The following is a 26,522-nucleotide window of genomic DNA, read 5'->3' on the forward strand; positions in this document are numbered from 1 at the left end:
GGCTTGGCATAATAGCGCTCGACATCGCCCTTGTTGCGGCCGCGCTGCGACACGATCTCGCCACGCTCCAGGAAGGCGTCGCTGACCGACACGGCTTCGTCCAGCAGGCCGCCGGGGTTGGAGCGCAGGTCGAGGATATAGCCGGTGGGCTTGCGGCCCAGGCTCTTGTCGATGCTGCGGATCGCTTGACGCAGATCGGCGCCGGTATTGGCCGAGAAGCTGACGATGTTGATGACGCCGATGCCGTCCTTCACCTCCCACTTCACGGGCTTCAACTGAATGATCTCGCGCGTCAGGGTCACTTCGATCGGCTTGTCGCGGCCGGGGCGGACGATGGTGAGCTTGATCTGCGTGCCGGGCGCGCCGCGCATCTTGTCGACCGCCTCGTCCAGCGTGCCGCCATAGATGAGCTGGCCGTCAAGATGGGTGATATAGTCGCCCGCCTTGATGCCCGCGCGATAGGCCGGGGTGTCCTGGGTCGGGGCGATCACCTTGACCGCGCCATCCTCCTGCGTGACCGACAGGCCAAGGCCGCCATAGCTGCCCTCGGTCTGGGTGCGCAGATTCTGGAAATCGCGCGCGTCGAGGAAGCTCGAATGCGGGTCGAGGCTGGCGAGCATGCCGTCGATCGCGCCCTTGATCAGCTTTTCATCGTCGACCTTCTCGACATAATCGCTGCGGACCTTCTGGAACACGTCCATGAACTCGTCGAGCGCCTTGTAGCTGCTCGCTTCCCCGTCGGCGAGCGCGGCGGTGGTGGCGGGAATGAGCGCGAGCGCGCCAAGGGCAACGGCGCCCCGGAAGAAATTGGATTTCATGCTTGTCCTGAGTCCTGGCATCGAACGGGCAGTATAAGCCATTTCCCGGCAGACGCAAAAGCGTTGGTCGATGGGCGGCGGTTGTGGGGTCTGGGTGACATAGGTGACACGGTGATCATGAGGAGGGTAACGGTTTCGCGGGGCTTTCCCATGGGTCTGTGCGTGGTTGAAGGAGCCGCGCCCGGCATAGCGCGATCGGGAGACTGTAGGACAGGGAAATCGGATGGGCGGCGATTTGGACCGGTCAGCGAGGTCCCGCCAGCGGGATGATGTCCACCGGACGGCCGTTGCGGCGGAGTTCGACCGTGATGCTGGGGCGGCCCGGCCCGGCATTGCCGATCGGATCGCCCTGCCGCACGCTGTCGCCCACGGCGGCGTTGAGCCGGAGCAGGCCGGTGATCAGCGTCGTCCAGCCGCCGCCATGGTCGATGATGACGATCTGGCCATAGCCACGATAAGGGCCGGCAAAGACGATCCGCCCGGCGGTCGGCGCCACCGCCAGAGCATCCGGCCGGGTGGCGATGGTGAGGCCGCGGGAACGCACGCCGCTCGACGATATCTCGCCCATGCCGGTGACGAGCTGCCCGACGACCGGCAGGCGGTAGGGAGGCGCGGCGCTGGGGCCATGGGGGGATGAAGGGGCGGGCGCGCGGACCTGATCGGGCCGGGCCGGGCGAAGCAGCGGTCCCGGCAGCGCGGCCAGCCGATCGCGCAGGTCGCCTGCCTCCTCCAGCTGGTCCATCAGGTCGACAATGTCCCGCGCCCGTTCGCCCAGAGCGAGGGCGCGGTCGCTCTCCAGCCCGGCATTGGCGCGGTAATCCTGCGCCGCGAGCCGTTTGCGCGCTTCCAGGGTCTGGAGCGCGGCCTGGCGCTGCTTCAGATCCTGCTGGCTTTGCGCCAGCGATCCGGCGGCCTGTTCGGCGGTGGCGCGCAGGGCGCGGCTGCGGTCGAGTTCGGCGCGCAGCCCGGCCGTGCGCGCGCGGATGACGGGCAGGACCTGACCCAGCAGCGCGCGCATGTGAATGGCGTCGGTCAGCGAGCCGGGCTGGACCAGCGCGAGGGCGAGGGGGCGTTGCGCCATCATCTGGAGCGCGGCGGTCAGGCGGACCACCGGTTCCTGCCGGGCGGCGAGGCGGGCAGCCTGAGCGCGCTGGAGCCGGGCGATGATGGCGATGCGGGCTTGCGCGGCCTGAATGTCGGCCTCCGCCTGCTGGATGCGGGCGGCCATGGCGGCGGCGCGGCGCCGGGCCTGATCGGCTTCGCTGCGGGCGACGGCGGCCTGGCGTTCGAGGCGTTCGGAGCGTTCGCGCGCCTCGTCCGACTGGCGGCGGGCGGTCTTGAGCGCGGATTGTTCTTCGGACAGGCTGGTGCCCGCCGTGCCGGGGAGAATGATCGCCTGACCATCGGCGGCGGGCAGGCGCGATGCGGCAAGGGCTGCCGCGCCAGCGATGAGTGCCCCGATGATCGCCGTCCGTTTCACTTGGCCCCCCGTCGGCGGTGGATTTCAGCACCGACCTGTCCTGACTAGGCGCAAATCGCCTTGCGTGTCGAGCGCAGTCGAAACGCAGGAGGCTTGGGCTGGTCAGCCCTCTCGATGATAAGGATGTCCCGCCAGAATCGAACAGGCCCGCCATAATTGCTCGGCCAGCATGGCGCGGGCCATCATATGGGGCCAGGTCATCGCGCCAAAGGCGATCAGCAGGTCGGCATTGTCCCGATCCGCATCGTCGAATCCGTCCGCCGCGCCGATCAGGAAGCGGCATTCCCGTTTGCCGGAATCGCGCCAGCCCTCGATGCGTCGGGCGAAATCCATCGAGCCGAGCTGGCGGCCCTTTTCATCCAGCATCACCGTCACGGTGCCCGGCGAGGCGGGAGGCAGCTTGCCGCCCCGGTCGGGAAGTTCGGTGATCCTGAACGGCATGGTCAGCCGCTTCGCATAGCGGTCGACCAGTTCCGCTTCGGGCGATCGCCCGATCTTTCCGCGCGCGATGATGTGGAGGAGCATGATGCTTCCCCTAAACCGTGAATGCGCGCTTGTCGAAGGTGCTTAGAGCACGCTGCGTTAAATCAGACGCAGGCTGCGTGCTCCAGTTCTTTGTTATCGCATCGTTTCAAGCGCAAAACCGGTTCCCACTTTTGCGCACGATGCTCTAAGCGGTGCCTGCCACCGGTGCGTCGACGAAGCCCCACATCCGTTCCAGATTGTAGAAGCTGCGCACTTCCGGCCGGAACAGATGAACGATCACGTCGCCGGCATCGATCAGCACCCAGTCGGCCACGGGCAGCCCCTCGACCCGCGCGGAGCGGCCGGTCGCCTGCTTGATCCGCTCGGCCAGTTTCTGCGCCATCGACGCGACCTGACGGGACGAGCGCCCGCTGGCGATCACCATATGGTCGGCAATGCTGCTCTTGCCTTCGAGGGGGATGGAAATGGTTTCCTGCGCCTGGTCGTCGTCAAGCGACTTCAAGACAAGGTCGTGCAGGGCGGCAACGCTGTCGGCATTCTGTGCCGTGTCGTTGGCGGGATGCGGTCTGGTCAAACGGACTCCATTCTAGACAATCAACCGGCGCGTGAGCGGGTCGCGCACGCGTTTGTGTTCATATTCGCGATGCCAGAGGGGGTCTGCCTGCCGCAGCAGGGTCGCCGATCTTGGATCAGGGCGAAAGCGCAGAAGCACAAGCGCCGGCGTTCTCCAATCCGTCCATGCTGCACTCTGGCGTGCGGGCCGGACGAAGCGCCGTAGCCAGCTCATGGCCGATGAGCCATGGGCGGCCTCATCATAACCGGGCCGGGCGATCACGGCAATGGGCATTATCCGGGCTATGCCGCGCCAGTCCTTCCATTGGCCGAACTGGGCGAGATTGTCCGCGCCCATCAGCCAGAGGAAGCGGTGGCGGGGATAGCGCTGTTTGAGCGTCTTCACGCTGTCGATGGTATAGCGGGTGTGGAATTGCGTTTCGATCGCGGTGGGGCGGATGGGCCCCAGTCGCGCGACTTTCCGGGCATGGGCAAGCCGCGCGGCAAGGGGCGCCATTCCGGCCCGGGGCTTCAACGGATTGCCCGGCGACACCAGCCACCAGACCTCGTCCAGCCCCAGCGCGGCCGCCGCGAACAGGGAAATGGCCCGATGCCCGCCATGCGCCGGATTGAAGGAGCCGCCCAGAAGGCCGATGCGTTTCATGCGGTCGCCCCATGCCAGTTGGCGTGGTCCGGCGCAAATGTCATCGGGATCGTTTGCGGGCGAATCAAGCGACGGGGGCTATTCCGCCGCGTTGGGGAGGGCTTCCGGCAATGTCCGCACGGCCTCCGCCGACGCAGGTTCCCGAACCAGCGCTTCCACCGGCTCCAGCTCTTCCAGTTCCCTGCCGCCCGTTTCGATGTTCAGGTCGCGCAGCTTGCGCCCCGTCACCAGCACCCGGCTTTCAAAGCTGCCGACAAAGGCGTTATAATCGCCCACCGCGCCGTTGAGCCGGTTGCCGAGTTTCTTGAGCGATCCTGCCGCCGCCGCCAGCCGTTCATACAGCTCCTTGCCCAGCGCGCCGATCCGCTTGGCTTCGTCCGCCATCTTTTCCTGACGCCACACCGCCGCGACGGTGCGGGCGATGGCGATCAGATTGGTGGGCGTCGCCAGCAGCACGCGCCGGGCGAAGGCATGATCCCAAAGCTGTGGATCATGTTCGAGCGCGGCGGAGAGGAAATGCTCGCCCGGCACGAACATGATCACATAGTCGGGCGCATCGTCGAACTGGTCGGCATAGCTTTTCCGCCCCAGCGTCTCGACATGGGCGCGCATTGCGGCGGCGTGGGCGGAAAGGAAGCGTTTCCTCTCCTCATCGCCGTCCGCGCCATAGGCATCCTGATAGGCGTTGAGCGATACCTTGGCGTCGATCACCAGCGCGCGCGCGCCCGGCACGCGCAGGATCGCGTCGGGGCGCAGGCGGCCATCCTCGCCCTCCACGCTGACTTCGGTTTCGAAATCGACATGTTCGGACAGGCCGCAGGTTTCAAGGACATTGCGCAACTGCTGCTCGCCCCAGCGACCCCGCGCCTTGGGGGCGTGGCGCAGCGAATCGACCAGCCGCTGAGCCTCCGCCCGCACGGCTTCCTGCCCCGTCTTCATCGATTCGATCTCGCCGCGCAATATGCCATAGGCTTCGGTACGCTGCTGCTCGATCTGCGTGATCTTATGGTCGTAGCGCTGGATCGTTTCATTGACCGGATGTAGCAACTGCCTGAGCTGCGCCTCGCTCTTCTCATGCGCCTGCGCCATGCGCTGGTCGGCGCGTTCGAGGAAATGGCTCTGCGCCTGATGCAGCAGCTTGCCGCCAATCTCGCTGAACTGGGCGGAAAGCTGCTCCTTGGCGTCCTTGAGCGCGGCGATCTGCGCTTCGAAAGCCTCCGCGCGGGCTTGCGTGTCGGAACGGAGCGCCGCCAGTTCCCGTGCCGCCAGTTCCCTTGCCGAACGCTCCGCATCCAGCTTCAGCGCCAGTTCCGCCGCCTGCGCCGCGCGTTCCTGCGCCACCACCAGTTCCTGAAGCGCCGCGTTGCGCTGGGCCGTCGCCATGTCGAGCCTGCCCGCCAGATCGGCCTTTTCCGCCGCCAGGGGCGCCAGGGCCTTGCCCCTGAGCAGCCAGCCAAGGCCCAGCCCCGCGCCCAATGCAACGATGGTAAGAATGACGGCCAGGCTGTCCATGACTACCCCTTTATGGAACGAAAGGTGAACCTAGCGGCGCGACGTCATCCCCGCAAGCCTGCTGATGCCGCCCGCGGCGCGATCAGGCCAGGGACGCGCGGAAAGCCGCCAGCCGCGCCACCGCCTGATCCAGAACCCCGTCCGCCTTGGAAAAGCAGAGGCGGACGAGATGCGTCACGGCATTTGTGGGATAGAAGGCGGAAATCGGGATCGCCGCGACGCCTGCTTCATCGATGATCCGATCGCAGAAGGTCACGTCGTCCATGGCGATGCCCGAAGCCGGCAGATCGATGGTCACGAACCAGGTCGCGGCGCTGGAATTCACCACATAGCCCGCCGCGCGCAGCCCATCCGCCAGCCGGTCGCGCGACGCCTGGTAGCCCTGGCGCATGGCGGCAAACCAGCTTGCCGGCTTGGCCAGACCCTCCGCCACCGCCCATTGCAGATTGGGCGGGGTGGTGAAGGTGATGAACTGATGCGCCCGCGCGAGCAAAGCAGCCAGGGCAGGCGCGGCGCACATCCAGCCGACCTTCCAGCCCGTGACCGAAAATATCTTGCCCGCCGAACCGATCTTCACCGTGCGGTCCCGCATGCCGGGGAAGCCGATCAGCGGCCTGTGCGTGATTCCGTCGAAGGTGACATGTTCCCACACCTCATCGCAGATCGCGATCAGATCGTGCGCCACGCAAAATTCCGCCAGCAGCGCGAGTTCCGCGTCGCGCAGGGCAATGCCGGTCGGGTTCACGGGATTGTTCATCAGCAGGAAACGGGTTCGATCGGTGCGAACCGCCTCCAGCGCCTCGCGGCTGATCCGCCATTCGGGCGGGGCGAGGCGCAGGACGCGCGCTCGCCCGCCCGCGCGTTCGATCAGGGGCAGATAGGCGTCATAGAGCGGCGCCAGCACCAGCACCTCGTCGCCCGGCCGGACCAGCGCGAGCAGGCTGGCGGCGATCGCCTCGGTCGCGCCGGAGGTGACGATGACCTCCGCGGGTTGCAGGTCGAGTCCCTGATGCCGCGCATAATGCGCCGCCACCGCCTCGCGCAGTTCGGCAAGCCCCGCCATGGGCGGATATTGATTCGATCGCTCCAGCAGCGCATCGGCGGCGGCGCGCAGGATATCCTGCGGCCCCTGGGCATCGGGATAGCCCTGCCCCAGGTTGATCGCGCCGGTTTCCCGCGCGCGGGCGGACATTTTCTCGAAAATCGTGGTGGGCATGTCCCGATAGACGGGATGGCCAAAGTGCGGATCGCGGATGCTCATGCCAAGCGACATGCCGGTTTTTGGAGAGAGGGGTCAAGCCGTCCGGCAAGCTGTCGCTTGCCAAGCCGCCCGCGGCTTGACATGGAAAGGCGATGCGGGGCGCGCGCTATTCCTCCATCCGGCAGCTGCTTGCGCAGGACCCCGCGCAGGCGCTGGCGCTTTGCCTCGACCAGCTTCGGCAGGATGAGGGGGACGCCGAAGCCCATCGACTCGCCGCGCGCGCCTTGCGGACCCTGAAGCGGGATGCGGAGGCGGAGCGCCATGAAGGCGCCGCGATCGATGCGTCCGCCGCCGATCCGGCGCTACGGCAGGCAGCCGTCGCCCTGCTCGACAATCGCCTGAATCTGGCGGAACCGATCCTGCGCGGGCGGCTGAAGGACAATCCCTTCGATGTCGCGGCGATCCGCATGCTGGCCGAACTGGCGGGCCGGATCGGGCGTAACGCCGATGCGGAGAAGTTGCTGCGCCGGGCGCTGGAACTGGCCCCCGGCTTCATCGCCGCGCGCGCCAATCTGGCGACGGCGCTGCATCGGCAGAACCGGATGGCCGAGGCGTTGGAGGAACTGGACCGGTTGCAGGATCAGGCCAATCCCGCGCATGCCAATTTGCGCGCGGCGGTGCTGGGGCGGCTGGGCGATTTCGACGAAGCCATCGCGCTGTACGAGGAGATACTGGCGCGGGTGCCGGGCCAGCCGAAAATCTGGATGAGCTATGGCCATGCGCTCAAGACCGTGGGGCGGACGGCGGACAGCATCGCCGCCTATCGCCGCGCGACGGCGCTTCGCCCGGCCTTCGGGGAGGCATGGTGGAGCATCGCCAATCTCAAGACGGCCGCGTTCGGCGCGGCGGACATTACGGCGATGGAACATGCGCTGCCCGATCGTCAGGCGAGTGCGGAGGACCGCTTCCACCTGCATTTCGCGCTTGGCAAGGCGCTGGGCGATCAGGGCGATCCGCAAGCCGCCTTCGCTCATTATGCGGAGGGCAACCGCCTGCGCCGCGTCGCTCAGCCCCATGATGCGGCGCGCACCAGCGGGGCGGTGGATGCGGCGATCGGCCTCTTCACGCCTGATTTCCTCGCGGCGCGGCAGGGCATGGGCTGTCCCGCGCCCGATCCGATCTTCATCATCGGCCTGCCGCGCGCCGGCTCCACGCTGATCGAGCAGATACTTTCCAGCCACAGCCAGGTCGAAGGCACGATGGAACTGCCCGATCTGCCCGCTCTTGTCGCGGAACTGCGGCAGGAGGGGGACTGGCCGGAAATGCTGCGCGGCCTCGATCCGGCCCGGCTGCGCGCCCTGGGAGAAGCCTATGTCGAGCGCACCCGCATCCAGCGGCGCGAGGGGCGGCCCTTTTTCATCGACAAGCTGCCGAACAACTGGCTGCATGCCGGTCTTATCCGGCTGATCCTGCCGAATGCGCGGATCATTGACGCGCGGCGGCATCCGCTCGACTGCGGCTATTCCAATTTTCGCCAGCATTTCGCGCGGGGGCAGGCGTTCAGCTACGACCTGGGCGACATCGGCCGCTATTATGTGGACTATGTCCGGCTGATGGCGCATTTCGAAGCCGTGCTGCCGGGGCGCATTCATCGCGTCGTCCATGAACGGCTGCTCGACGATCCGGAAGGGGAGGTTCGCGCCCTGCTCGCCGCGCTCGGCCTGCCGTTCGAGCAGGCCTGCCTGTCCTTCCACGAAAACCGCCGCGCCGTACGCACCGCCAGCAGCGAGCAGGTCCGCCGCCCGATCAACCGCGAAGGGGAGGGGCAATGGCGCGCGGTCGAAGCGCAGCTGCAACCCCTGATCGCCGCGCTTGGCCCAGTGCTGGACCATTATCCCGACGCGCCGTGATCGTGGCTTTCGGGTAACAATCGCCCGAAAAAGCGCATGATTATCGCCGCGCAACGATTTTTCATTGCGCCCGCCCGACAGTTGATGACAATTCTTCCCAGAAACTCGTGCACCTGAGGGGGGTAGCCGATGTCAAGTCGCATTCGCTTGATGGAGTTTTCGTCTGCGCTTCTGGCCGGCACGGCCATGGCATTTCCAGCATGGGCCCAGGAACCGGCGCAACAAGCCGCGCAAGCGCCCCGCGTCGATGACGCCGTGATCGTCGTCACCGCGCAGCGCCGCGAGGAGCGGTTGCAGGATGTGCCGATCAGCATCAATGCGCTGGGCCAGGCCAAGCTGGAACAGGCCAATGCCAAGGCGCTGGACGATTATGCCAAGCTGCTGCCCAGCGTTTCGATCCAGTCCTTCGGCCCCAGTCAGGCGCAGGTCTTCTTTCGCGGCGTTGCGACCGGTTCGGGCGGTCCGCCGCTGCATATCGGGCCGCTGCCGACCAGCAGCACCTATGTCGACGAAATCCCGGTCACGACGATTGGCGGCATGGTCGACGTCCATCTCTACGATGTCGCCCGGATCGAGGCGCTGGCGGGGCCGCAGGGCACGCTGTTCGGCGCGAGTTCGCTGTCGGGCACGCTGCGCATCATCACCAACCGGCCGGAACTGGGCAAGACCACCGGCAGCATCGACCTTCAGGTCAACAAGTTCAGCAAGGGCGATTTCGGCGGATCGGCGGAAGGTTACATCAACCTGCCGATCAGCGACAATGCGGCGCTGCGCATCGTCGGCTTCTATGACCGGGCCGGCGGCTATATCGACAATATCCCCGGTACGCGCACCTTCACGCTGGACGACAACGACCCCGGCACCAACCTCACCGTCAACAACCATGCACTGGTGGAGGACGATTATAACGACGTCGAAACCTGGGGTGGCCGGGCCGCCCTGCGCATCGACCTGGACGACAATTGGACGGTCACGCCGCAATTCCTCTATCAGAGCCAGATCGCCCATGGCGGCTTCTTCTATGATCCGACCAAGGGTTATCTGAACGTCACCGACTATCTGCCCAGCCGCAACAAGGACCGCTGGTGGCAGGCGGCGCTGACCATCCAGGGCAAGCTCAGCGACTGGGATGTCACTTATTCGGGCGGCTATTTCGAACGCAAGGTCGATAATATCGCCGATTATTCCTATTATTCGGTGGCTTACGACACCTACACCTATATCGACGACAATGGCGTGGTGCAGCCCGGCTTCGCCACTTATTTCCCCGACGCCAACGGCAATTTCATCGACCCGACGCAAACAGCGCACCAGTTCGACAAATATACCAAGTTCACCCAGGAATTGCGGGTGAACTCACCCACCGACAAGCCTTTCCGTCTGGCTGCGGGCATGTTCATGCAGGTTCAGACCGACCAGATCGGCGCCGACTATCAGACTGTCGGCATCAGCCAGATTCCGACGCCCCAGTGGCTCACGCCCTTCGGCAACACCGACACAGTGTTCCTGACCCGCGTGAAGCGCAAGGACCGCGACTATGCGATGTTTGCGCAGGGCGAATATGACATCGTGCCCGGCATCACGCTGATTGCGGGCGTGCGCGGCTATATCGCGGATAACACCATCTACGGCTTTTCCGGGACCAACAGCGCCAGCAATCTTGACCCCGCCAACTGCCTGCCCACCAGCATCCCGGACGTGCCCTGCGCCAATGTCCACAAGAAACAGGTCGAAACCGGCGTCATCTGGCGCGGCGGCATCAAGTGGCAGGTGAGTTCGGACGTCATGCTCTACGGCACCGTTTCGCGCGGCTATCGGCCGGGCGGCAACAACCGGCGGCCGGGGGTCAATCCGTTCAAATCGGACAAGCTCGACAATTTCGAGCTGGGCTGGAAAACCCGTTTCGGGCGCTTCACCTTCAATGGCGCGGCCTTCTACCAGAAATGGCGCGACCTTCAGTTCGGGCTGGTGCCGGTGGGGCAGAATGGCGTCACCAACACCTATAATGCGGGCGATGCGCGCATCTATGGCGTGGAAGGCGACCTGTCCGCGCGCTTCGGCGGCCTGACTTTGTCGGCCAGCGCCACCTATGTCGACGCGCAACTGACCAGCGATTTCTGCGAGGTCGATCCGGTCACCAAGAATATCGTCTGCAATCCCGGCGTCCCTCCGGCTGCGGCAAAGGGCACGCGGCTGCCGATCATGCCCCGCTTCAAGGGGACGGCGACGGCGCGTTATGAATGGCCGCTCGGCGCGATGACGGCCTTCGTACAGGGGTCGGTGTCGCATCAGGGTGGCACCCGCACCTTCCTGACCGATGCCGATTATGCGGCGGTGGGGCCGACCAGACCCTTCACCACCGCCGATTTCTCGATCGGCACGCACTGGGACAGCTGGCGGATCGAAGCGTTCATCCAGAATGCCTTCAACAGCCATGGCACCTTGGGCAGGAATACCATCTGCGCCACGGAAATCTGCGGCGCCTATGCGCGGACCTATCCGACCAAGCCGCAATTTTTCGGGCTCAAGCTGGGCTATGATTTCGAATAGAATATTGCGTTCGTCACCCCGGACTTGATCCGGGGTCCCGCTTCTTGAGGCGGATGCGGCGCAGAAGGAAAAGCGGGACCCCGGGTCACGCCCGGGGTGACGAAATAGGGAATGCCCTGCCCCCCCGATTTTGTGTCCCTAAGCCAAATCTCCACATGTCATGCCAAAGCCTCACGGCACCAGATCCACCCGCTCCGCATCCGGCATGATCGCGTCCAGCAGCAGCGACCGGTGACAGGCGGCGGCGTCCCGCTCAAAACATAAAAGCGCCGTCGGCTGCTCCTGCGCCATGTCGATTAGTTGCGCCGCTTGCACCATCGCCTCGGGCAGTTCCAGCTGGCCGGCATAGATTTCCGCCAGCCGCTGATGCTGCCCCTTGCGCGCCGCCTCGCGCCCGGCGGCGGGCGTGCCGAGCGCCTTCAGGCCCACATAATCGATCCCCGCCGCGCGCAGTCCGGCGGCCAGGATGTTCTTGGAAAAGCCCGGCCGCCGCGACAGGGGCACCGCGCGCACATCGGCCAGCAGCGTGACGCCTGCCGCCCGCAACGCCGCGATCACCTCATCCTGCGTCGCGCCTTCATAACCGATGGTGAAGATTCGCATCGGTCAAAGGTAGGAAGCGCTTCATCCGATTCCTACCCGCCCTCTTCGGCCCGTTCGATCATCTCCATGAAGTCCCGCGCCGCATCCCGATCGGCCGGGTCCTCGAACGCGTCATCCAGATCGGGCGCCGACCCCAGCAGGAACATCAACGACCAAAGCGCAAAACGCCGCCGCCTGTCCGTTTCCAGCCCGAAATCGACGCGCATATGCTCCAGCCCCGCCGCCAGCGCGTCGGGCGTCAGCGCGTCCAGTTCCCGCACCCCGAAATAACGGTGCAACTGATCGTCGAAATTCATGGCTGGACAACCGTTTCCGGCAAGCCCCAGTCGATCGCGCCGCGGCCCTTCGCCTCCAGAAAGGTGTTGGCCTGCGAAAAATGCCGACAGCCGAGGAAGCCGTTATGCGCGGACAGCGGGGAGGGATGCGCCGCCTTCAGCACCAGATGCTTCGTCCGGTCGACAAATTCCGCCTTGCGCTGCGCATAGGCGCCCCAGAGCAGGAACACCACGGGATCGCCCTGCTGGTTGACCAGCCGGATGATGGCGTCGGTGAACTGTTCCCAGCCGCGCTTCTGGTGCGAGGCGGCCTTGCCCATCTCCACCGTCAGCACGCTGTTCAGCAGCAGCACGCCCTGTCGCGCCCAATGTTCCAGAAAGCCGTGGCGGCGTGGCGTCAGGCCCAGATCGCTGTGCAATTCCTTGTAGATATTGACCAGGGAGGGCGGCGTGCGCACGCCCGGCTTGACGCTGAAGCACAGGCCGTGCGCCTGCCCCTCGCCATGATAGGGGTCCTGTCCCAGCACCACCACCTTCACCTGGCTCAGCGGCGTCAGGTCCAGCGCCCGGAAATATTCGCTGCCCTTGGGGAAGATGCGCTTCCCCTGGCGCCTCTCCTCTTCCAGAAAGCGTTTCAGCCCCTGCATATAGGGCCTCTCGAATTCATCGAGCAGCGGCGCGCGCCAGCTCTCGTCCAGCTTGATGGTATCGCTCATGGCCCGGCGTGATGAACCGCGCGCCGAGCCGCTGTCAACAGCCCTTGCCCTGAACCCCCGAATCAGGAAAAGGGGACGGATGCCACGCCTTCGCACCAAGCTGATTGCCTTCATGGGCCTGTTCCTGGCCCCCCTGCCGACCGCGGACGCTTTCGGCCCGGCGCCGAACCCGGTCCAGCACAGCGCGGAATCCCGCCTGATGGCGGAATTCGCCCGCTTCGCGACGCTGACCGACGGCACCGTGGGCATCGCCGTGCGCGATCTCGGCACCGGGGAGACGCTGGCCTATAATGGCGACACGCTGTTCCCCATGGCCAGCACCTACAAGGTCGCGGTGGCGGCGAAGATCCTCTCGCTGCTCGACGCGGGCAGCCTCAGCCTCGATGAACCGCTCATCCGCCTTGGCCGTCCGTTGCCGGTGCGCACCCTGTTGGAAATGAGCCTGACCCTGAGCGACAATGAGGCGACCGATGCGCTGGTCGCCCGCGCCGGCGGACCGCAGGCGGTCAATGACTGGGTCCATGCCGCCGGGGTCAAGGGGCTGCGCGTCGACAGCAATACCCGTGACCTGCTCGCCCGCGCGAAGATGGCGGGCGTGGATTTCGGCGATGAAACGGCGATGGAATCCGGCCTGTCCGCCAGCCAGCGCGACGCTCGCGACATGCCCAATATCGGTTTTGCCATGGACCCGCGCGACACCGCCACGCCCCGCGCGATGGACGATCTGCTCGCCGCGATCCGGCTCGGCAAGATATTGAAGCCGCAGAGCACGGCGCTGATGTTGTCGATCATGGAGCGCTGCAAGACCGGCAAGGCCCGGCTGCGCGCGATGCTGCCGCCCGGCACGCGCATCGCGCACAAGACCGGAACGCTCAATGGCCTGGGCAATGACGCGGGCATCGTCACGCTGCCGGACGGCCGGATGTTCGTCATTTCGGTGTTCGTGATGAAGGATTATCGGGGCCATGCCATGCGCGACCGCATCATGGCCGAAGCGGCGCGGGCCGCTTATGATTATTTCCTGTTCGCCCCTGATCGGCACACGGTCTGACGCATGCACCTTAACTTCGATCAAAATTCCCTATAACCTTGGGGATCGAGGAGGGCGTGCGATGGCGGGCAAGGCGGCGTTCGGGGACTTTTGGCCCTATTATCTGCAGGAGCATGCCCATGCGGGCACGCGGGCGATGCATTATGCCGGCACCAGTCTCGTCGTGCTGCTGCTCGCCGCGTTGCCGGTGGCCGGACGTTGGTGGATGGTCGCCGCGCTGCCGCTTGCCGGCTATGGGTTCGCGTGGATGGGGCACAGCCTGATCGAACGCAACCGTCCCGCGACCTTCCGCTATCCGCTCTGGTCGCTGCGCGCCGATTTCGTGATGTGGTTCCGGTTCCTGACCGGGCGGATGGGGCGGGACCTGCAACGGGCAGGGGTCCGGCCTGACGGTTCGATCGACCCGGCGCTGCGCTGCGAATTATAGGGTGGCTTGATCCTTCCTGCGCGAAGCGGGGAGGGTGGTCCGGCTTGACCCCCGCCACGGCTCTGCCAAAAGAAGCCGCGATGGCCCTCACCGCCCAATTCACCCGCCTGATCGGTCCCGCGACCCTCGCCCCCCGCTGGCAGGCGCTGGAAGCGCGCGCATCGTCCAGTTTCTTCCTGGGCTGGAACTGGACCGGAGCCTGGCTGGAAAGCTATGGCGTCCGCCCCGAACTCCTCTCCGTCACCGACGCGCAGGGCCAGGATATCGCGCTCGCCCTGTTCGGCCATGGCCTTCACCCCCGCCTGCTGGGCCGCAGCGCCACCCTGTCGCTCAACCAGTCGGGCGATGCCGCCGCCGACCGCCCCTTCATCGAATATAATGGCCTGCTGATCGCGAAGGGCAGGGAAGGGGAGGCGACCGAAGCCGCCCTTCAGGCCATTGCCCGGCGCCGGGACTGGCGCGCCCTGCGCCTCAGCGGCATCGCGCCCGGATCGCCGCTGCTGAACATTCCGGCCCGCCGCAAGACCCGGTTGGACCTGTCCCCCGTCTATCAGGTCGAGTTGGCGGCCGTCCGCGCCGCCGATTATCTCTCGCTGCTCAGCGGGAACAGCCGCAGCCAGATCCGCCGCGCGATCAGGGATCATGGCGGCGCGCTCCCCGCGATCACCGCCGCGACCCCCGCCGACATCGAACCATGGCTGACGGAAATGCAGTCGCTCAACGCCGGCCGCCACGCCGACAATGCCTGGGACGATCCCGCTTTCCGCCGCTTTGCCGCCACGCTCGCGACCCGCGGCGAAGCGGTCGAACTGCTCCGCTTCACGGATGGCGGGGGAGTCGTGGGCCTGCTCCTGAACTTCCTCCACGACGGCACGGCGATGAACTATCAATCCGCCTTCGCCGCCCCACGTGGCGCCAGGGACAAGCCCGGCCTGCTCTGCCACGCCGCCGCCGTAGAGCATTATGCGGCGCGCGGCCTCGCGCTCTATTCCCTGCTTGCCGGCAAGGACCGCTACAAGCAAAGCCTCGCCACCTGCGAGGACGCGCTGGAATGGTGGCAGATCGACCGTTTCAGTCCCCGGCTGGAGGCTGAAGCGCTTCTCCGCAAAATCCTTAGACGCCCAGCTTCCGCATGATGCGATAGGCCAGCCGCCGCGCGCCCTGCGCTTCGGGCGTCGCGCCGATCGGTCCGGTCGGCAGCTTCCGCCGCCGCAGCAGCGCGTTGAAGCTGTGCAGTTCGCCTTCGGCCACGCTCCGTTCCGACCGCCAGGTGACGGACAGGCTGACCGACACCGACGGGCCGTTTTCCACGAAATGCGGCGCCTTCACCGGCACATGGATGGCGTCGCCCGGCCGCAGCGTCACCGCCATGCCCCGATCGCGGAACCCCTCCTGCCAATTGAGGTTGCGATGCCCGCCCGCATGAAAGGTTTCGCTCTGGATCGCGGGCACCAGTTCCTCGTCGCCCGCCGGAAACACCGTCATGGTCTTCTCGCCCCTGATCTGGAGCAGGATATTATGCTCCGGGTCCATGTGGAACGGCGTGACGCTCCCCGGCGAGGACAGGAAGATGAAGGCTTCCCGATGCAGCATGGGACCGGTCCGGCGATCCACCAGCGGCGCCAGCTCACCCAGCGCCCGGTCGAGCAGCGCGCCATAGGCCGCGTCCCGCTCGACATTCTTCAGCACCGCCCAACTGCCGTTCGTCTCAATCGTCCGGATCGTCTCGCCCAGCGTCAGCCCGTTGGCGGGCGTATCCTCCGGCCGCACGCCCAGGGGCAGCCTGCCCAGATTATATTCGACCGACGCCGCCGGCATCCGCTCCGCCAGCCCGGCCAGAGCCTCCAGCGTCAGCAGCGCATGTCCGGCCAGCTCATGGCTCAGCTTTGCCGCCCGATCCGGATAGGCGTCGGCAAAGCCCGCGCGCGCCTGATCGGGAAACACCAATGGTTCGAGGGGGGCGGGGGCGTTCATGACTGTCCTCTCAATCGGCGTCCAAGCGCCTCCACGCCATTGGCCAGCGCGAAGGCGGCGCTCCTGCCTGCCCCCCGCAGAGCGATGCGATATTGCGTGATCGTCCGCCGTTCGGCCCAAAGGCTGTCGATCATCGGATGGTCCGCCGCCGCGCAGCTGTCCATCCAGCCGATGGCCGGATTGCCCTGCACCGCGTGGAGATTGGCAAGCTCGATCAGCACGCCCGGCGAAAAGCGCGCCAACGCCTCGTCAAAGGCGATCTTGAAGGAAAAAGCCCCTTCGCCATGCCGAAAATTGACGAGCATCGCGATCGCCCGCCCGTCCAGGTCCATGCGCAGGAAATGCAGCCGCTTGGCTTCGAACGCCGCCGCGCAGGCGGCCCGGAAAAAGGCCGCATCGTCTGCCTTGCAGGCCAGCGCCGTGCCTTCCGATCCCTTCCAGCCTGAAGCCTCCAGCGCCAGGAATTCCCCGCACCAGCCGGCCAGTTCGGCTTCTTGCGTCAGCAACCGGCTGTCCACCCTGCCCAGATCGGCCAGCCGCTTTTGCAGGCGCCGCAATTCCTTGCGCTTCTTGGGCCGCATATTGGCTTCCCAATAGGCGTCCGCGTCAAGGTCCGACCGCAGCATTGCCCGGTCATGGCGATGCACCTCGCGCCGTCCGCGCCGCTGCTCGACGCACAGCGCTTCCAGCGCCGCTGCATTGGCGCCCGCCGCGTCCAGCCCGCGCAGGTGCAGAAAACCCGGCGCCCAGCGTGCCTCGTCCAGCTGCTCCAGCAAGCCGCGCCATGCCGCGATTTCCTCGCCCCGCCGGATCAGCGGCGCGCCGAAAAAGCAGTGATCATGCATCCAGTTGACGACGCAGCCGATCGGCAGGCGCCCATGCCGCGCGGAAACCACCACCGGCATCAGCCCGATCAGCTCGCCGCCCTGCTGCACCTCCAGCACCCGCACATTGGCGGCGTCGGCCAGATGATCCAGCGCCGCGCAAAGCATTTCCGGCATGTAGAAGGCATTGGCCTCCGCCGCCTCCTCCGCCAGCGCGGTCCAGCGCTGCCGCTGCGAAGGGGCATAGGCGCGCGCGGTCGCCCAGGCGGGATGGGAAGCCATGTCCATGGCCCGGCCTTAGCCGGCAATGATTAGGGAAAGGCTAATCCGAACATATCACGGCGTTTTTTGGTCATTTGTGGCCATTCCCACCCTCGTCACCCCGGACTTGATCCGGGGTCCCGCTGCCTTTCAGATGTGCGCTCAAGAAGAAAGTGGGATCCCGGATCAAGTCCGGGATGACGAAGCTATAACGTCCGCCTTCCACCCCACAACCGCCCTGTCGCCTTCGCGGGCAAGCCGCATCGGCAATTTCAGGGCCTGATGCGGCGCTTATGGGGAAAGCCCTTTACATCGCGCGCCGGATTGTCTGTGAAGGTTCGAGCGCACGAAAAGACAGGAACCATGCCATGACAATCCTCGTGACCGGTGCTGCCGGCTTCATCGGCATGGCCGTGGCGGACCGGCTGCTTGCCAAGGGTCGGGCCGTGTTCGGCATCGACAATATGAACGATTATTATCCGGTTTCGCTCAAGCGCGACCGGATCGCCACCCTGCATGAGCGTCATGGCGGCCTGTTCACCTTCGCCGAACTGGACTTCGCTGATATGGACGCCTTGCAGGCGGCGCTGCATGACCATCCGATCGACGCGATCATCCATCTGGGGGCGCAGGCGGGCGTGCGCTATTCGCTGATCAATCCCCACGCCTATGTGCGCTCCAACCTGGCGGGCCATGTCAACATGCTGGAAGTGGCGCGCGAACGGCGGGTGCGGCATCTGGTCTATGCCTCATCCTCCTCCGTCTATGGCGGCAATGACAGCCTGCCCTTCCGCGTCGAGGACCGCGCCGACCATCCCGTCTCGCTCTATGCCGCCACCAAGAAGGCGGATGAGCTGATGAGCGAAACCTACGCCCATCTCTTCCGCATTCCGATGACGGGCCTGCGTTTCTTCACCGTCTACGGACCATGGGGCCGCCCGGACATGGCGATGTGGATCTTCACCTCCAAAATCCTTGCGGGCCAGCCGATCCCGGTGTTCAACCATGGCCGGATGCAGCGCGATTTCACCTATATCGACGATATCGTCAGCGGGGTGATCGGCTGCCTCGACAATGCGCCGGAGGATGATGGCGCGCCCAAGGCGGGGGGCAGCCGCTCGCCCCACCGGCTCTACAATATCGGCAATAACCGTCCCGAGGAGCTGATGCACCTCATCTCCGTTCTGGAGCAAGCCTGCGGGCGCAAGGCGGAAATCGACTTTCAGCCGATGCAGCCGGGCGATGTTCCCGCGACCTTCGCGGACATCAGCGCCATTGCGCAGGATATCGGCTTTGCGCCGACGACCGGCATCGAAATCGGCGTGCCGCGCTTCGTCGACTGGTATCGCGCCTATCACGGGTAAATGTGGCGCAGCGCACAAGGCGAGCCACAACAGACTTCGGCGTAAAAGGTTCCGCGCCCTGCCGATCCCGTTGATCGATTGATCGCTTTTTCATCCATTGTGGTGTTAATGGCGCGTAAATCATCATTCGCGCTTGCGAAATAGATTGCCATGCCCGAGGGAAGACGCCTATCCATTTCATCCGGGTACCGATTGGGTTCAATCGGTCGGGTCGCGGAACGAGGTAAGGGCGGAACACCGTGGGACGGTGGCTCGCCGCCACTGTCGTCAGTCTGGGAAAACCGGCGGCGATGGTGGAAAAAAGGGCTTACGCGTGTCGACAGTAACGAAGATCGTGCCATTTGGCTCAGGCGGACGGATCGCGGAAACCGCGCGCCGGACATTGTCCATCGCCGCTGAAGGGCTGAACGCGCTCGAAAACCAGTTCAGCAACCGGGAATTTTCGGCCAATTTCCTGCGGCTGGTCGGTGTCATCATGAATGTGCGCGGCCGCCTGATCGTGACCGGCATGGGCAAGAGCGGCATCGTCGCGCGCAAGATGACGGCGACGCTGACATCCACCGGCACGCCCGCCATCTTCCTGCACCCCGCCGATGCCGGTCATGGCGATCTGGGCATGGTGACGCCGGACGATGTCGTGCTGATGTTGTCCCATTCGGGCGAGTCCAACGAACTTGGTCCCATCATCCAATATTGCAAGCGCTTCGCGATCCCCTTGCTGGGCATGACCGCGCGGCCGCACAGTACGGTCGCCATTGCGTCGGACATCTGCATCCTGATGCCGGATGTGAAGGAAGCCTGCCCCAATTCGCTGGCGCCGACGACCTCCACCACGATCCAGATGGCCTTTGGCGACGCGCTTGCCATCGCGCTGATGGAAATGCGCGGCTTTTCGGCGGATGATTTCCATAAATTCCACCCCAATGGGCGGCTCGGCGCGCAACTCGTCAAGGTACGTGAACTCATGGCCTGTGGCCAGGACGTGCCCCGGGTGGAGGAAGATGCCTCGCTGCTGGACGCGACGATCGAAATGACCCGCGCCCGCCTGGGCGGCACGGCGGTCGTCAACGGCAAGGGCGCGCTGATCGGCGCTTTCACCGATGGCGACCTGCGCCGCACCGTTACCGGCACCCGCCATATGAACGAGCCGGTGGGCCGCTACATGAGCGCGGAGCCGGTTTCGGTCGGGCCGGAAGAGCTGGCCTCCGAAGCGTTGCGGCTGATGCACGACCATAATATCACCCTGCTTTTCGTATGCGAGAAGGATCGCCTGGTCGGCGCCATCCATATGCACGATCTGTTGCACGCAGGCGTCGCCTGAGTGGGAGCAGCCGACGTGCAGCCCCGGGCCGGCGACAGGTGAAGCGGGCCGTGCGTCTCATTCCGATCTCCGCGCTTTGCTGTGCACGCGCTGCGCGCCGATGCGCGACAATCGCTTTCTGAAACGCCATGCCGGCCACCCCTACGCTCATCGTCATTCCGGCGCGCGCAGGCTCGTCCCGGCTGCCGCGCAAGCCACTGCGCCTGATCGCGGGGCGTACGCTGCTGCATCGCACCATCGCCATGGCCCGCGCCGCGACGGCGGGCCTTCCCCATGCGCAGTTGCTGGTCGCGACGGATGACGATGAAATCGCCGCCCACGCCCGTGCCGCCGGATGCGACGCGGCGATGACCGAAAGCGCCATCGCCACCGGCTCCGGCCGCGCGCTCGCCGCCGCCCTGCAACGCGGGAACCCGCCGCGCTTCGTCGTCAACCTTCAGGGCGACAGTCCTTTCCAGCCCCAGGGGGCGCTCAGCGCTGTGATCGCGGCACTGGAAGCGGGGGCGGAGGTTGCTACCCCCGTCATCGCGCTGGACTGGCCCGCGCTCGACGCCCTGCGTGAGCACAAGACGCGCTCGCCCTTCAGCGGCACGACCTGCGCCCGCGCCCCGGACGGCCGCGCGCTCTGGTTTTCCAAAACCATCATCCCGGCCATCCGGGGCGAAGACGCGCTGCGGCAGAAGGGGAAGCTGTCCCCCGTCTGGCGCCATGTCGGCCTGTATGGCTATACGCTCGACGCCCTGACCCGCTTCGAAGCGACGCCGCCGACGGCTCTTGAAAATCTGGAAGGGCTTGAACAGCTCCGCCTGCTTGAACTGGGCATTCCCGTCATGACGGTTCCGGTCGCGCCATCGCGGTTCGACAGCTCCGGCATCGATACCGAAGCCGATATCGCCCGTGTCGAAGCGCTGATCGACCTCCATGGCGATCCCACGCCCTGACTCCATGCGCCGTATCTTCATCATCCGTCACGGCAACACCTTCGAAAGCAGCGCTGACGCCTGCCGCATCGGCGCGGGCACGGACATTCCGCTGGTGGAAAGCGGCCGCGCCCAGGCCGACCGGCTGGGCGCCTGGTTCGCCGCGCAGGACCTTCCGATCCGGCGCCTTCACAGCAGTCCGCTCCTTCGCGCCCGGGAAACGGCCGATCGCATCGCGACCGCCACGGCTCATCCCGTCGACGGCACGCTCCCCTGGCTCAATGAGATCGACCACGGTCCCGATGAAGGCCAGCCCGAAGCCCGGGTTCTGGCCCGCCTTGGGACAGAGGCCCTTGCCGCATGGGACGAGCACGGCATCGCACCCAGGGACTGGACGGTCGATGCCGACGCGCGCATCGCCGCGTGGAAGGCCTGGTTCACTGAAGAAGGGGAGGGGGTGGACCTTTTCGTCACCAGCAACGGCGCGGCGCGCTTCGCCCTGCTTGCGCTTGACTTGCCACGCCCGACCCTCAAACTGCGGACGGGTGCTTTCGGTGAACTGGCGATCGATGCAACCGGACGGACGCAATTCATCCGTTGGGATGAACGCCCCTGAGGCTGATCGGCATTCAGAAGATGAAAAGCCTCAATTCTTCCGCTGCGGCACCGTAAAGGTTCCCGACACGCGCCCGCCGGAACCGCCGGTCACGCCCGATATCCCGCCACCGCTGGCCCGTCCATCGACGGTTGAGCGCCCGCTGTTGAGATCGATCACCAGCCGTCCCCCGGTCAGCCGGTTCGTCCCCTGCGTCAGCGACACATTGCCCAACATGGTGATCAGCCGGCTGTTGAGGTCATAGATGGCGACATTGCCCTTCGCCGTTTCCGTCCCCTTGGTCACGACCACATTGCCGGAGGCATCGATTCGGTCGATCTCCACCCCGTTGGTCCCGGTCCCGCCGCCCGGCTGGTTGCGGTAGGCCACCGTCATCCGCGCTGCGTTCAGCCTCATGCCCGCCTGCGTCACCTCGACATTGCCGGACACGACGACGCGATCCGCGCGGTCCTGCACCTCGATCCGGTCGGCGGTGAAGTTCACTGGGGCATTGCTGTCATGATTCTTCAGCACCTGCGCATCGGCCCCGGCCCCAACCCCGGCACAGACGAGGCCAGCCGTACCCAGCGCACCCAAGGACAACAGAAGAAGGGGCTTTTTCATCACTTCCGCCCTTTGAGGCCATTTTGTTCGATACGCAAGCTCGCACGCCCATTCAGCGTCACCGTCCGCGCGCCCAGATCGGCCTCCAGATGGTCGCCGCTGAACGTGCCGATCGGTATCCGCCCATCGACCCGCCCCGCGCTCTGCATCCGTCGCGTCTTGAGGTCGATGCCCACATCCCGCGTCGTCAGCCTGTATCCGCCTTCCGACTGGAACTGCACCGGCCCGTCGATCGCGACCCGCTCCGTATCCATGTCGTAACGGCCCTTCTGCGCCCGCAGCAGCGCCTGCCCGTCCGACAGCAGGATTCGCGCCGACATGTCGTTCAGATCGACGATCGGCTCCCGCGAACTCTTCTGCACGGCGGAGCCGGCCCGCAGCGAGAAGGGCTGCCCCTTGCTGTCCTCTCCGCGATAAAGCGCCTCGGTCACGCGCATCCGTTCCTTCGCCACCTCGACCTTGTTCTTGTCGAGCACGAAGCTGACCTTGTCGCCGCCGGTAAAGGGCGCCGTCGCCAGCAACGCCGCCAGCACGCCGACCGCAGCGGGCAGCCAGTTCTTGAGCAGCCCGACCAGCCGGTCATGGCTCCCCCCCGGCCGTGCCCAGTGGCGGCGCACATCGCGTTGCTGATCGGCCTGAATCGACATGCACCCTCACATATGCGCGAAGATATCGATCTCCGGCCAGCCGGCCAGGTCCAGCTCGGCCCGATGGGGGAGAAAATCGAAACAGGCCTGCGCCAGTTCCATCCGTCCCTCGCGAATCAGCCTTTTGTCCAGCTCCGCCTTCAGCGCATGCAGGTACCGCACGTCCGACGCGGCATATTCCTTCTGCGGCTCTGACAGCACCGGCCCGCCCCAGTCGCTCGACTGCTGCACCTTGGACAGTTCCTGCCCCAGCAATTCGCGCACCAGTTCCTTGAGGCCATGGCGGTCGGTATAGGTCCGCACCAGCCGCGAGGCGATCTTGGTGCAGTAGACCGGCGCCGCCACCACGCCCAGATAATGTTTCAGCGCCGCAATATCGAACCGGCCGAAATGATAGAGTTTCAACCGCTCCGGATCGGCCAGTACGGCGCGCAGATTGGGCGCGGCATAATCGCTGCCGGGGTTGAAGCGCACCAGATGCTCGTCGCCCTTGCCGTCGCTGATCTGCACGACGCACAGGCGGTCGCGGGGCGTGATCAGCCCCATGGTTTCGGTATCGACGGCGATCGGGCCGGGGGCAAGGACGCCCTCGGGCAGATCCTCTTCATGGAAATGGACGGTCATGATTCCCCTCTATGGCGAAAGCCGCCATATCGCAATCACCCGCTGCACCGATGAACGAAAGGCGATCAACGCGCCGCAATGACGCCATTTTCGGGCCTTCCGCCCGCCTCAAAAATCATTCGCGCTCCCCTGAAAAGCTGATATAGTGAGTCCCAAACCGCGACTTGGCGGTGGATTCTGCATGTCATTCGCCCGACATGTTTGTCCGGTTTAGTCTGGGGCGAAGCGAAAGTGACCAACAGGGCATGAGTTTTGATAGAGGTCGCCGCGGCGGGCGCGGCAAGGACAAGCGCGACGGTTTCGGCGACGAGGGTTTTTATGAAGGTGGTCGCGGCGGCTTCGGCGGCGATCGCGGTGGCGTCGGCGGTGATCGTTTTGGTGGCGGCGGTGGCGGTTTCGGTGGTGACCGTGGCGGCTTCGGCGGCGGCGGCGGCGGTGGTGGCCGCGGCGGCTTTGGCGGCGGCGGCGGTGGTTTCGGCGGCGGTGGCGGTGGTTTCGGCGGCGGTGGCCGCAGCATGCCCGCCCAGGTCGTCGGTGAAGGCACTGGCGTAGTCAAATTCTTCAACGGTCAGAAGGGCTTCGGCTTCATCGTCCGTGACGATGGCGGCGAAGACGTATTCGTGCACATCAGCGCCGTCGAGCAGGCGGGCCTCACCGGCCTGGCCGAAGGCCAGCAGCTCGGCTTCACGCTGGTGGATCGCGGTGGCAAGGTGTCGGCGACCGACCTCAAGATCGAGGGCGAACCGCTCCCCGTCACGGACCGGGCTCCTCGCGAACCCCGCGCCGGCGGTTTCGGCGATCGCCCGGGCGGCGACCGCGGCCCGCAGCGCCAGCTGACCGGCGAGCGCGCCAGCGGCACGGTCAAGTTCTTCAACGCCATGAAGGGCTTCGGCTTCATTCAGCGCGACGACGGCCAGCCCGACGCATTCGTTCATATCAGCGCCGTGGAACGCGCCGGCATGAGCGCTCTCAATGAAGGCGACCGCCTCGACTTCGAACTGGAAGTCGACCGTCGCGGCAAATATGCGGCCGTGAACCTTCAGTCGAAGGCCGACTAAGAAAATATCTGCCCGCTTGCGGGAGAGGATAGAAGGGGTCGCCTGCCCGGCGGCCCCTTTTTTGTCGTTTCACCTCGGGAAATGCGGGGTTAGTGGAGGCGCGCGACGTCTATGGTCCCCTTTTCAGTCGCCAGCCAGTAAGAATGATTGCACGGCAGACTTAGGTGGATGGCGGACGGGCCACTTAGCCGCGCGTTCCCTGAAGCGCGCCGTGTTCCTGCGAAGGCAGGAACCCAGTCCCGCCCTCACTTCGTCCTGGCAACATCCGAACTGGGCTCCTGCCTACGCAGGAGCACGTTACGCTTAATGACCAGTATTGGCCATTTCAGGCTGGCAATACCAGACTCGCTTCCAACCCGCCCTGCGCGCGATTGGCGAGCTTCAGCGCCCCGCCATGCTCGGCCATGATCGCCCGCACCAGCGCCAGTCCCAAGCCGGCGCCGCCTGTTTCCCGATTGCGCGATCCTTCCAGCCGGGTGAACGGCTCCATCATCTCTTCCATCCGATCCTCGGATATGCCCGGCCCGTCGTCGGCGACAACCAGCCGGATCGCGCCCTCGCCACGTTCCACGGAGACATGGGCACGCTCGCCATAAACGATCGCATTTTCGACGAGGTTGCGCAGCGCACGGCGAATCTGCTGCGGACGCACATTGGCCACCGCCCGCTCGCTGTCCGCCAGATCGACCGGAGAACCCAGTTCCAGAAAATCCTCGACCACCGCATCGGCCAGAGCCGACAGATCGACCTTCTGCCGCGCCTCGCTGCTGCGTCCCGCGCGGGCGAGCGACAATATGTCCTCCAGCATCCGATTCATTTCATCGATCGTTTCGGACATGCGGGCGCGTTCGCCCTCATCCTCGACCGATTCCGTCCGCACCCGCAGCGAGGCCAGCGGCGTGCGCAGATCATGGCCGATCGCGCCCAGCATCCGGTCCTTTTCGCTTAGCATTGCGAAAATGCGGCTCCGCATCGCATTGAAGGCGGTGGTGAGTTGCCGGACATCGCCGGGCCCGCGTTCCTCGACGGGGTCGGCCGATCCGGTGCGGGCGAATTGCTCCGCTGAACGGGTGAGTTGCTTCAACGGCCGCGCCAGCCTTCGCCCGATCCACAGCAGCGGCGCCAGCACGATCACGTAAAGGATCAGCGTCTGCCCGACCAGCCATCCGCCAAAGCGCGGGGGCCGATCCCCGATGCGCGTCTGCGTCAGCGCCCATTTGCCCGGCTCATATTCCACCGCCATGGCCAAGCGTCCCATGCGCAGATTGCCTGGCCTTTCCCCCGCGGCCCGCAGGCGGAAATTGTCCCAGCGCCGCAACGGCATCGCCTGACTTTGTTCGACCACATGGATGGACCGGATCGAAAGGCCGATATCATCGAACATCGCCTTGCCGCGTTGCTCGACATCGGGCCGCGCGGTGCCGCGCAGCACTGGCGCCGCGCCAAGGAAACGGACGCGACTGCGCCGGTCGGCATCGTCACCGCCCCGCCGCGCCGGCCGATTATCAAGCGCATCAACGATCCGATAGACCCCCGGCGCGGTCTGCGACGTCAGCTCGATCCGCTGACGCTCCCGCAACAGCAGGGCGAAGTTGATCGCCTGCGCCACGAACAGCGCCAGCGCGACCAGAATGATGATCTGGCCGATAACGCTTTGCGGCCAAAGACGAAGCCGCCTCACAACTTGCGCACATCCGCGGACAGGGTGTAGCCGCCGCCCCATACGGTCTTGATCAATGTCGGGTTCCTGGGATCGGGCTCGATCTTCTTGCGCAGGCGGCTGATCTGGTTGTCGATCGCCCGGTCAAAGGCATTGGCCTCCCGCCCCTGGGTGATGTCCAGCAACTGATCGCGGCTCAGCACCTGATTAGGCCGCGTGGCGAAGGCCAGCATCAGATTATACTCCGCCGTGGAGAGTGGCAGCGCCACGCTCTCGCTGTCGACCAGCGTGCGCTCCTGCGTCTTGAGCAACCAGTTGGCGAAGGCATAGGTGGCGCCGTCGGGCGCGGTGACGCGCTGGCCGCCGGTCGCGACGCGGCGGAAGATCACCTTGATGCGCGCGACC

The 26,522-nt window shown here is 65.7% G+C and carries 28 protein-coding genes; 10 read left to right on the top strand and 18 right to left on the bottom strand.

Annotation, left to right across the window (positions count from 1 at the left end; all coding sequences use genetic code 11):
• The 7 genes from RUH75_RS18510 to RUH75_RS18540 form a co-directional block, all read right to left on the bottom strand.
• On the bottom strand, positions 1-818 hold an 818-nt coding region (locus RUH75_RS18510), incomplete at its 3' end, for a S41 family peptidase (protein ID WP_313808639.1).
• A 244-nt stretch (positions 819-1,062) separates the two neighbouring features.
• Positions 1,063-2,298 (bottom strand): murein hydrolase activator EnvC family protein, encoded by a 1,236-nt coding sequence (locus RUH75_RS18515; protein WP_313808640.1) that lies wholly within the window; start codon positions 2,296-2,298, stop codon positions 1,063-1,065.
• 102 nt (positions 2,299-2,400) lie between these two features.
• Positions 2,401-2,823 (bottom strand): 23S rRNA (pseudouridine(1915)-N(3))-methyltransferase RlmH, encoded by a 423-nt coding sequence (locus RUH75_RS18520; RefSeq protein WP_313808641.1) that lies wholly within the window; start codon positions 2,821-2,823, stop codon positions 2,401-2,403.
• Positions 2,824-2,968: 145 nt separating this feature from the next.
• Complete coding sequence (rsfS, locus tag RUH75_RS18525) at positions 2,969-3,358, bottom strand: ribosome silencing factor (RefSeq protein WP_313808642.1); 390 nt, start codon at positions 3,356-3,358, stop codon at positions 2,969-2,971.
• Positions 3,359-3,370: 12 nt separating this feature from the next.
• Positions 3,371-4,000, bottom strand: coding sequence for a nicotinate-nucleotide adenylyltransferase (locus RUH75_RS18530; RefSeq protein WP_313808643.1), 630 nt, complete (start codon positions 3,998-4,000; stop codon positions 3,371-3,373).
• A gap of 78 nt (positions 4,001-4,078) precedes the next feature.
• A complete protein-coding gene (gene rmuC / locus RUH75_RS18535; RefSeq protein WP_313808644.1) occupies positions 4,079-5,512 on the bottom strand; it encodes a DNA recombination protein RmuC in 1,434 nt (477 codons plus the stop codon).
• Positions 5,513-5,594: 82 nt separating this feature from the next.
• Positions 5,595-6,785, bottom strand: coding sequence for an aminotransferase (locus tag RUH75_RS18540; RefSeq protein WP_313808645.1), 1,191 nt, complete (start codon positions 6,783-6,785; stop codon positions 5,595-5,597).
• Between the two features lie 80 nt (positions 6,786-6,865).
• Here RUH75_RS18540 and RUH75_RS18545 point away from each other — a divergent pair, with 80 nt between their 5' ends.
• A complete protein-coding gene (locus RUH75_RS18545) occupies positions 6,866-8,623 on the top strand; it encodes a tetratricopeptide repeat-containing sulfotransferase family protein (protein WP_313808646.1) in 1,758 nt (585 codons plus the stop codon).
• 129 nt (positions 8,624-8,752) lie between these two features.
• Positions 8,753-11,173 carry a TonB-dependent receptor gene (locus RUH75_RS18550; protein WP_409592397.1) on the top strand — a complete coding sequence of 807 codons (2,421 nt, stop codon included), beginning with the start codon at positions 8,753-8,755 and terminating at the stop codon, positions 11,171-11,173.
• A 171-nt stretch (positions 11,174-11,344) separates the two neighbouring features.
• Here RUH75_RS18550 and RUH75_RS18555 read toward each other — a convergent pair whose 3' ends face one another.
• From RUH75_RS18555 to ung, 3 genes are read right to left on the bottom strand one after another with little or no spacing between them, the layout of a single operon-like run.
• Positions 11,345-11,776, bottom strand: a complete 432-nt coding sequence (locus RUH75_RS18555) for a DUF488 domain-containing protein (RefSeq protein WP_313808648.1) — start codon at positions 11,774-11,776, stop codon at positions 11,345-11,347.
• Positions 11,777-11,808: 32 nt separating this feature from the next.
• Positions 11,809-12,072 (bottom strand): hypothetical protein, encoded by a 264-nt coding sequence (locus tag RUH75_RS18560; protein ID WP_313808649.1) that lies wholly within the window; start codon positions 12,070-12,072, stop codon positions 11,809-11,811.
• A complete protein-coding gene (gene ung, locus RUH75_RS18565; protein WP_313808650.1) occupies positions 12,069-12,767 on the bottom strand; it encodes a uracil-DNA glycosylase in 699 nt (232 codons plus the stop codon). The genes RUH75_RS18560 and ung overlap by 4 nt, the downstream gene beginning before the upstream one ends.
• Before the next feature lie 79 nt (positions 12,768-12,846).
• Between ung and RUH75_RS18570 the strand changes: the two genes are divergently transcribed.
• The 3 genes from RUH75_RS18570 to RUH75_RS18580 all read left to right on the top strand — a co-directional run bounded on the left by RUH75_RS18570 (position 12,847) and on the right by RUH75_RS18580 (position 15,381).
• Positions 12,847-13,818 carry a serine hydrolase gene (locus tag RUH75_RS18570; protein ID WP_313808651.1) on the top strand — a complete coding sequence of 324 codons (972 nt, stop codon included), beginning with the start codon at positions 12,847-12,849 and terminating at the stop codon, positions 13,816-13,818.
• 61 nt (positions 13,819-13,879) lie between these two features.
• Positions 13,880-14,245, top strand: a complete 366-nt coding sequence (locus RUH75_RS18575; protein WP_313808652.1) for a DUF962 domain-containing protein — start codon at positions 13,880-13,882, stop codon at positions 14,243-14,245.
• Between the two features lie 80 nt (positions 14,246-14,325).
• On the top strand, positions 14,326-15,381 hold the full coding sequence (locus tag RUH75_RS18580; RefSeq protein WP_313808653.1) for a GNAT family N-acetyltransferase: 1,056 nt from the start codon (positions 14,326-14,328) through the stop codon (positions 15,379-15,381).
• Here RUH75_RS18580 and RUH75_RS18585 read toward each other — a convergent pair.
• Complete coding sequence (locus RUH75_RS18585) at positions 15,359-16,219, bottom strand: cupin-like domain-containing protein (protein WP_313808655.1); 861 nt, start codon at positions 16,217-16,219, stop codon at positions 15,359-15,361. The two genes, RUH75_RS18580 and RUH75_RS18585, sit on opposite strands and share 23 nt — an antisense overlap.
• A complete protein-coding gene (locus tag RUH75_RS18590; RefSeq protein ID WP_313808656.1) occupies positions 16,216-17,331 on the bottom strand; it encodes a GNAT family N-acetyltransferase in 1,116 nt (371 codons plus the stop codon). Before RUH75_RS18590 ends, RUH75_RS18585 begins: the two co-directional genes overlap by 4 nt.
• A gap of 341 nt (positions 17,332-17,672) precedes the next feature.
• Between RUH75_RS18590 and RUH75_RS18595 the strand changes: the two genes are divergently transcribed.
• Positions 17,673-18,668 carry an NAD-dependent epimerase/dehydratase family protein gene (locus RUH75_RS18595; protein WP_313808657.1) on the top strand — a complete coding sequence of 332 codons (996 nt, stop codon included), beginning with the start codon at positions 17,673-17,675 and terminating at the stop codon, positions 18,666-18,668.
• Here RUH75_RS18595 and RUH75_RS18600 read toward each other — a convergent pair.
• Positions 18,659-18,820 (bottom strand): hypothetical protein, encoded by a 162-nt coding sequence (locus tag RUH75_RS18600; RefSeq protein ID WP_313808658.1) that lies wholly within the window; start codon positions 18,818-18,820, stop codon positions 18,659-18,661. The genes RUH75_RS18595 and RUH75_RS18600 overlap by 10 nt on opposite strands.
• Positions 18,821-18,981: 161 nt before the next feature.
• Between RUH75_RS18600 and RUH75_RS18605 the strand changes: the two genes are divergently transcribed.
• From RUH75_RS18605 to RUH75_RS18615, 3 genes are all read left to right on the top strand, one after another.
• Positions 18,982-19,989: a KpsF/GutQ family sugar-phosphate isomerase gene (locus RUH75_RS18605; RefSeq protein WP_313808659.1), complete on the top strand. Its 1,008-nt coding sequence runs from the start codon at positions 18,982-18,984 to the stop codon at positions 19,987-19,989.
• A 128-nt stretch (positions 19,990-20,117) separates the two neighbouring features.
• Positions 20,118-20,930 (top strand): 3-deoxy-manno-octulosonate cytidylyltransferase, encoded by an 813-nt coding sequence (locus RUH75_RS18610; protein ID WP_313808660.1) that lies wholly within the window; start codon positions 20,118-20,120, stop codon positions 20,928-20,930.
• Between the two features lie 4 nt (positions 20,931-20,934).
• Positions 20,935-21,525: a histidine phosphatase family protein gene (locus RUH75_RS18615; protein ID WP_313808661.1), complete on the top strand. Its 591-nt coding sequence runs from the start codon at positions 20,935-20,937 to the stop codon at positions 21,523-21,525.
• Between the two features lie 30 nt (positions 21,526-21,555).
• Here the strand turns inward: RUH75_RS18615 and RUH75_RS18620 are convergent, their stop codons facing one another.
• The 3 genes from RUH75_RS18620 to RUH75_RS18630 are packed head-to-tail and all read right to left on the bottom strand — an operon-like array spanning position 21,556 to position 23,399.
• Entirely contained in the window at positions 21,556-22,128 is a 573-nt protein-coding gene (locus tag RUH75_RS18620; protein WP_313808662.1) for an LptA/OstA family protein, read from the bottom strand.
• Positions 22,128-22,775, bottom strand: coding sequence for an LPS export ABC transporter periplasmic protein LptC (locus RUH75_RS18625; protein ID WP_313808663.1), 648 nt, complete (start codon positions 22,773-22,775; stop codon positions 22,128-22,130). Before RUH75_RS18625 ends, RUH75_RS18620 begins: the two co-directional genes overlap by 1 nt.
• A gap of 6 nt (positions 22,776-22,781) precedes the next feature.
• Positions 22,782-23,399: a ribonuclease D gene (locus RUH75_RS18630; RefSeq protein ID WP_313808664.1), complete on the bottom strand. Its 618-nt coding sequence runs from the start codon at positions 23,397-23,399 to the stop codon at positions 22,782-22,784.
• A gap of 245 nt (positions 23,400-23,644) precedes the next feature.
• On the opposite strand from RUH75_RS18630, the gene RUH75_RS18635 reads away from it, so the two are divergent.
• Positions 23,645-24,457 (top strand): cold-shock protein, encoded by an 813-nt coding sequence (locus tag RUH75_RS18635; protein ID WP_313808665.1) that lies wholly within the window; start codon positions 23,645-23,647, stop codon positions 24,455-24,457.
• 325 nt (positions 24,458-24,782) lie between these two features.
• On the opposite strand, the gene RUH75_RS18640 is transcribed toward RUH75_RS18635, so the two are convergent.
• Complete coding sequence (locus tag RUH75_RS18640) at positions 24,783-26,138, bottom strand: ATP-binding protein (RefSeq protein WP_313808666.1); 1,356 nt, start codon at positions 26,136-26,138, stop codon at positions 24,783-24,785.
• A partial coding sequence (locus tag RUH75_RS18645; protein WP_313808667.1) for a winged helix-turn-helix domain-containing protein occupies positions 26,135-26,522 on the bottom strand: 388 nt, incomplete at its 5' end. The genes RUH75_RS18640 and RUH75_RS18645, both read right to left, overlap by 4 nt.

This window comes from Sphingobium sp. (assembly GCF_032153725.1).
Taxonomy (GTDB): Bacteria; Pseudomonadota; Alphaproteobacteria; order Sphingomonadales; family Sphingomonadaceae; genus Sphingobium.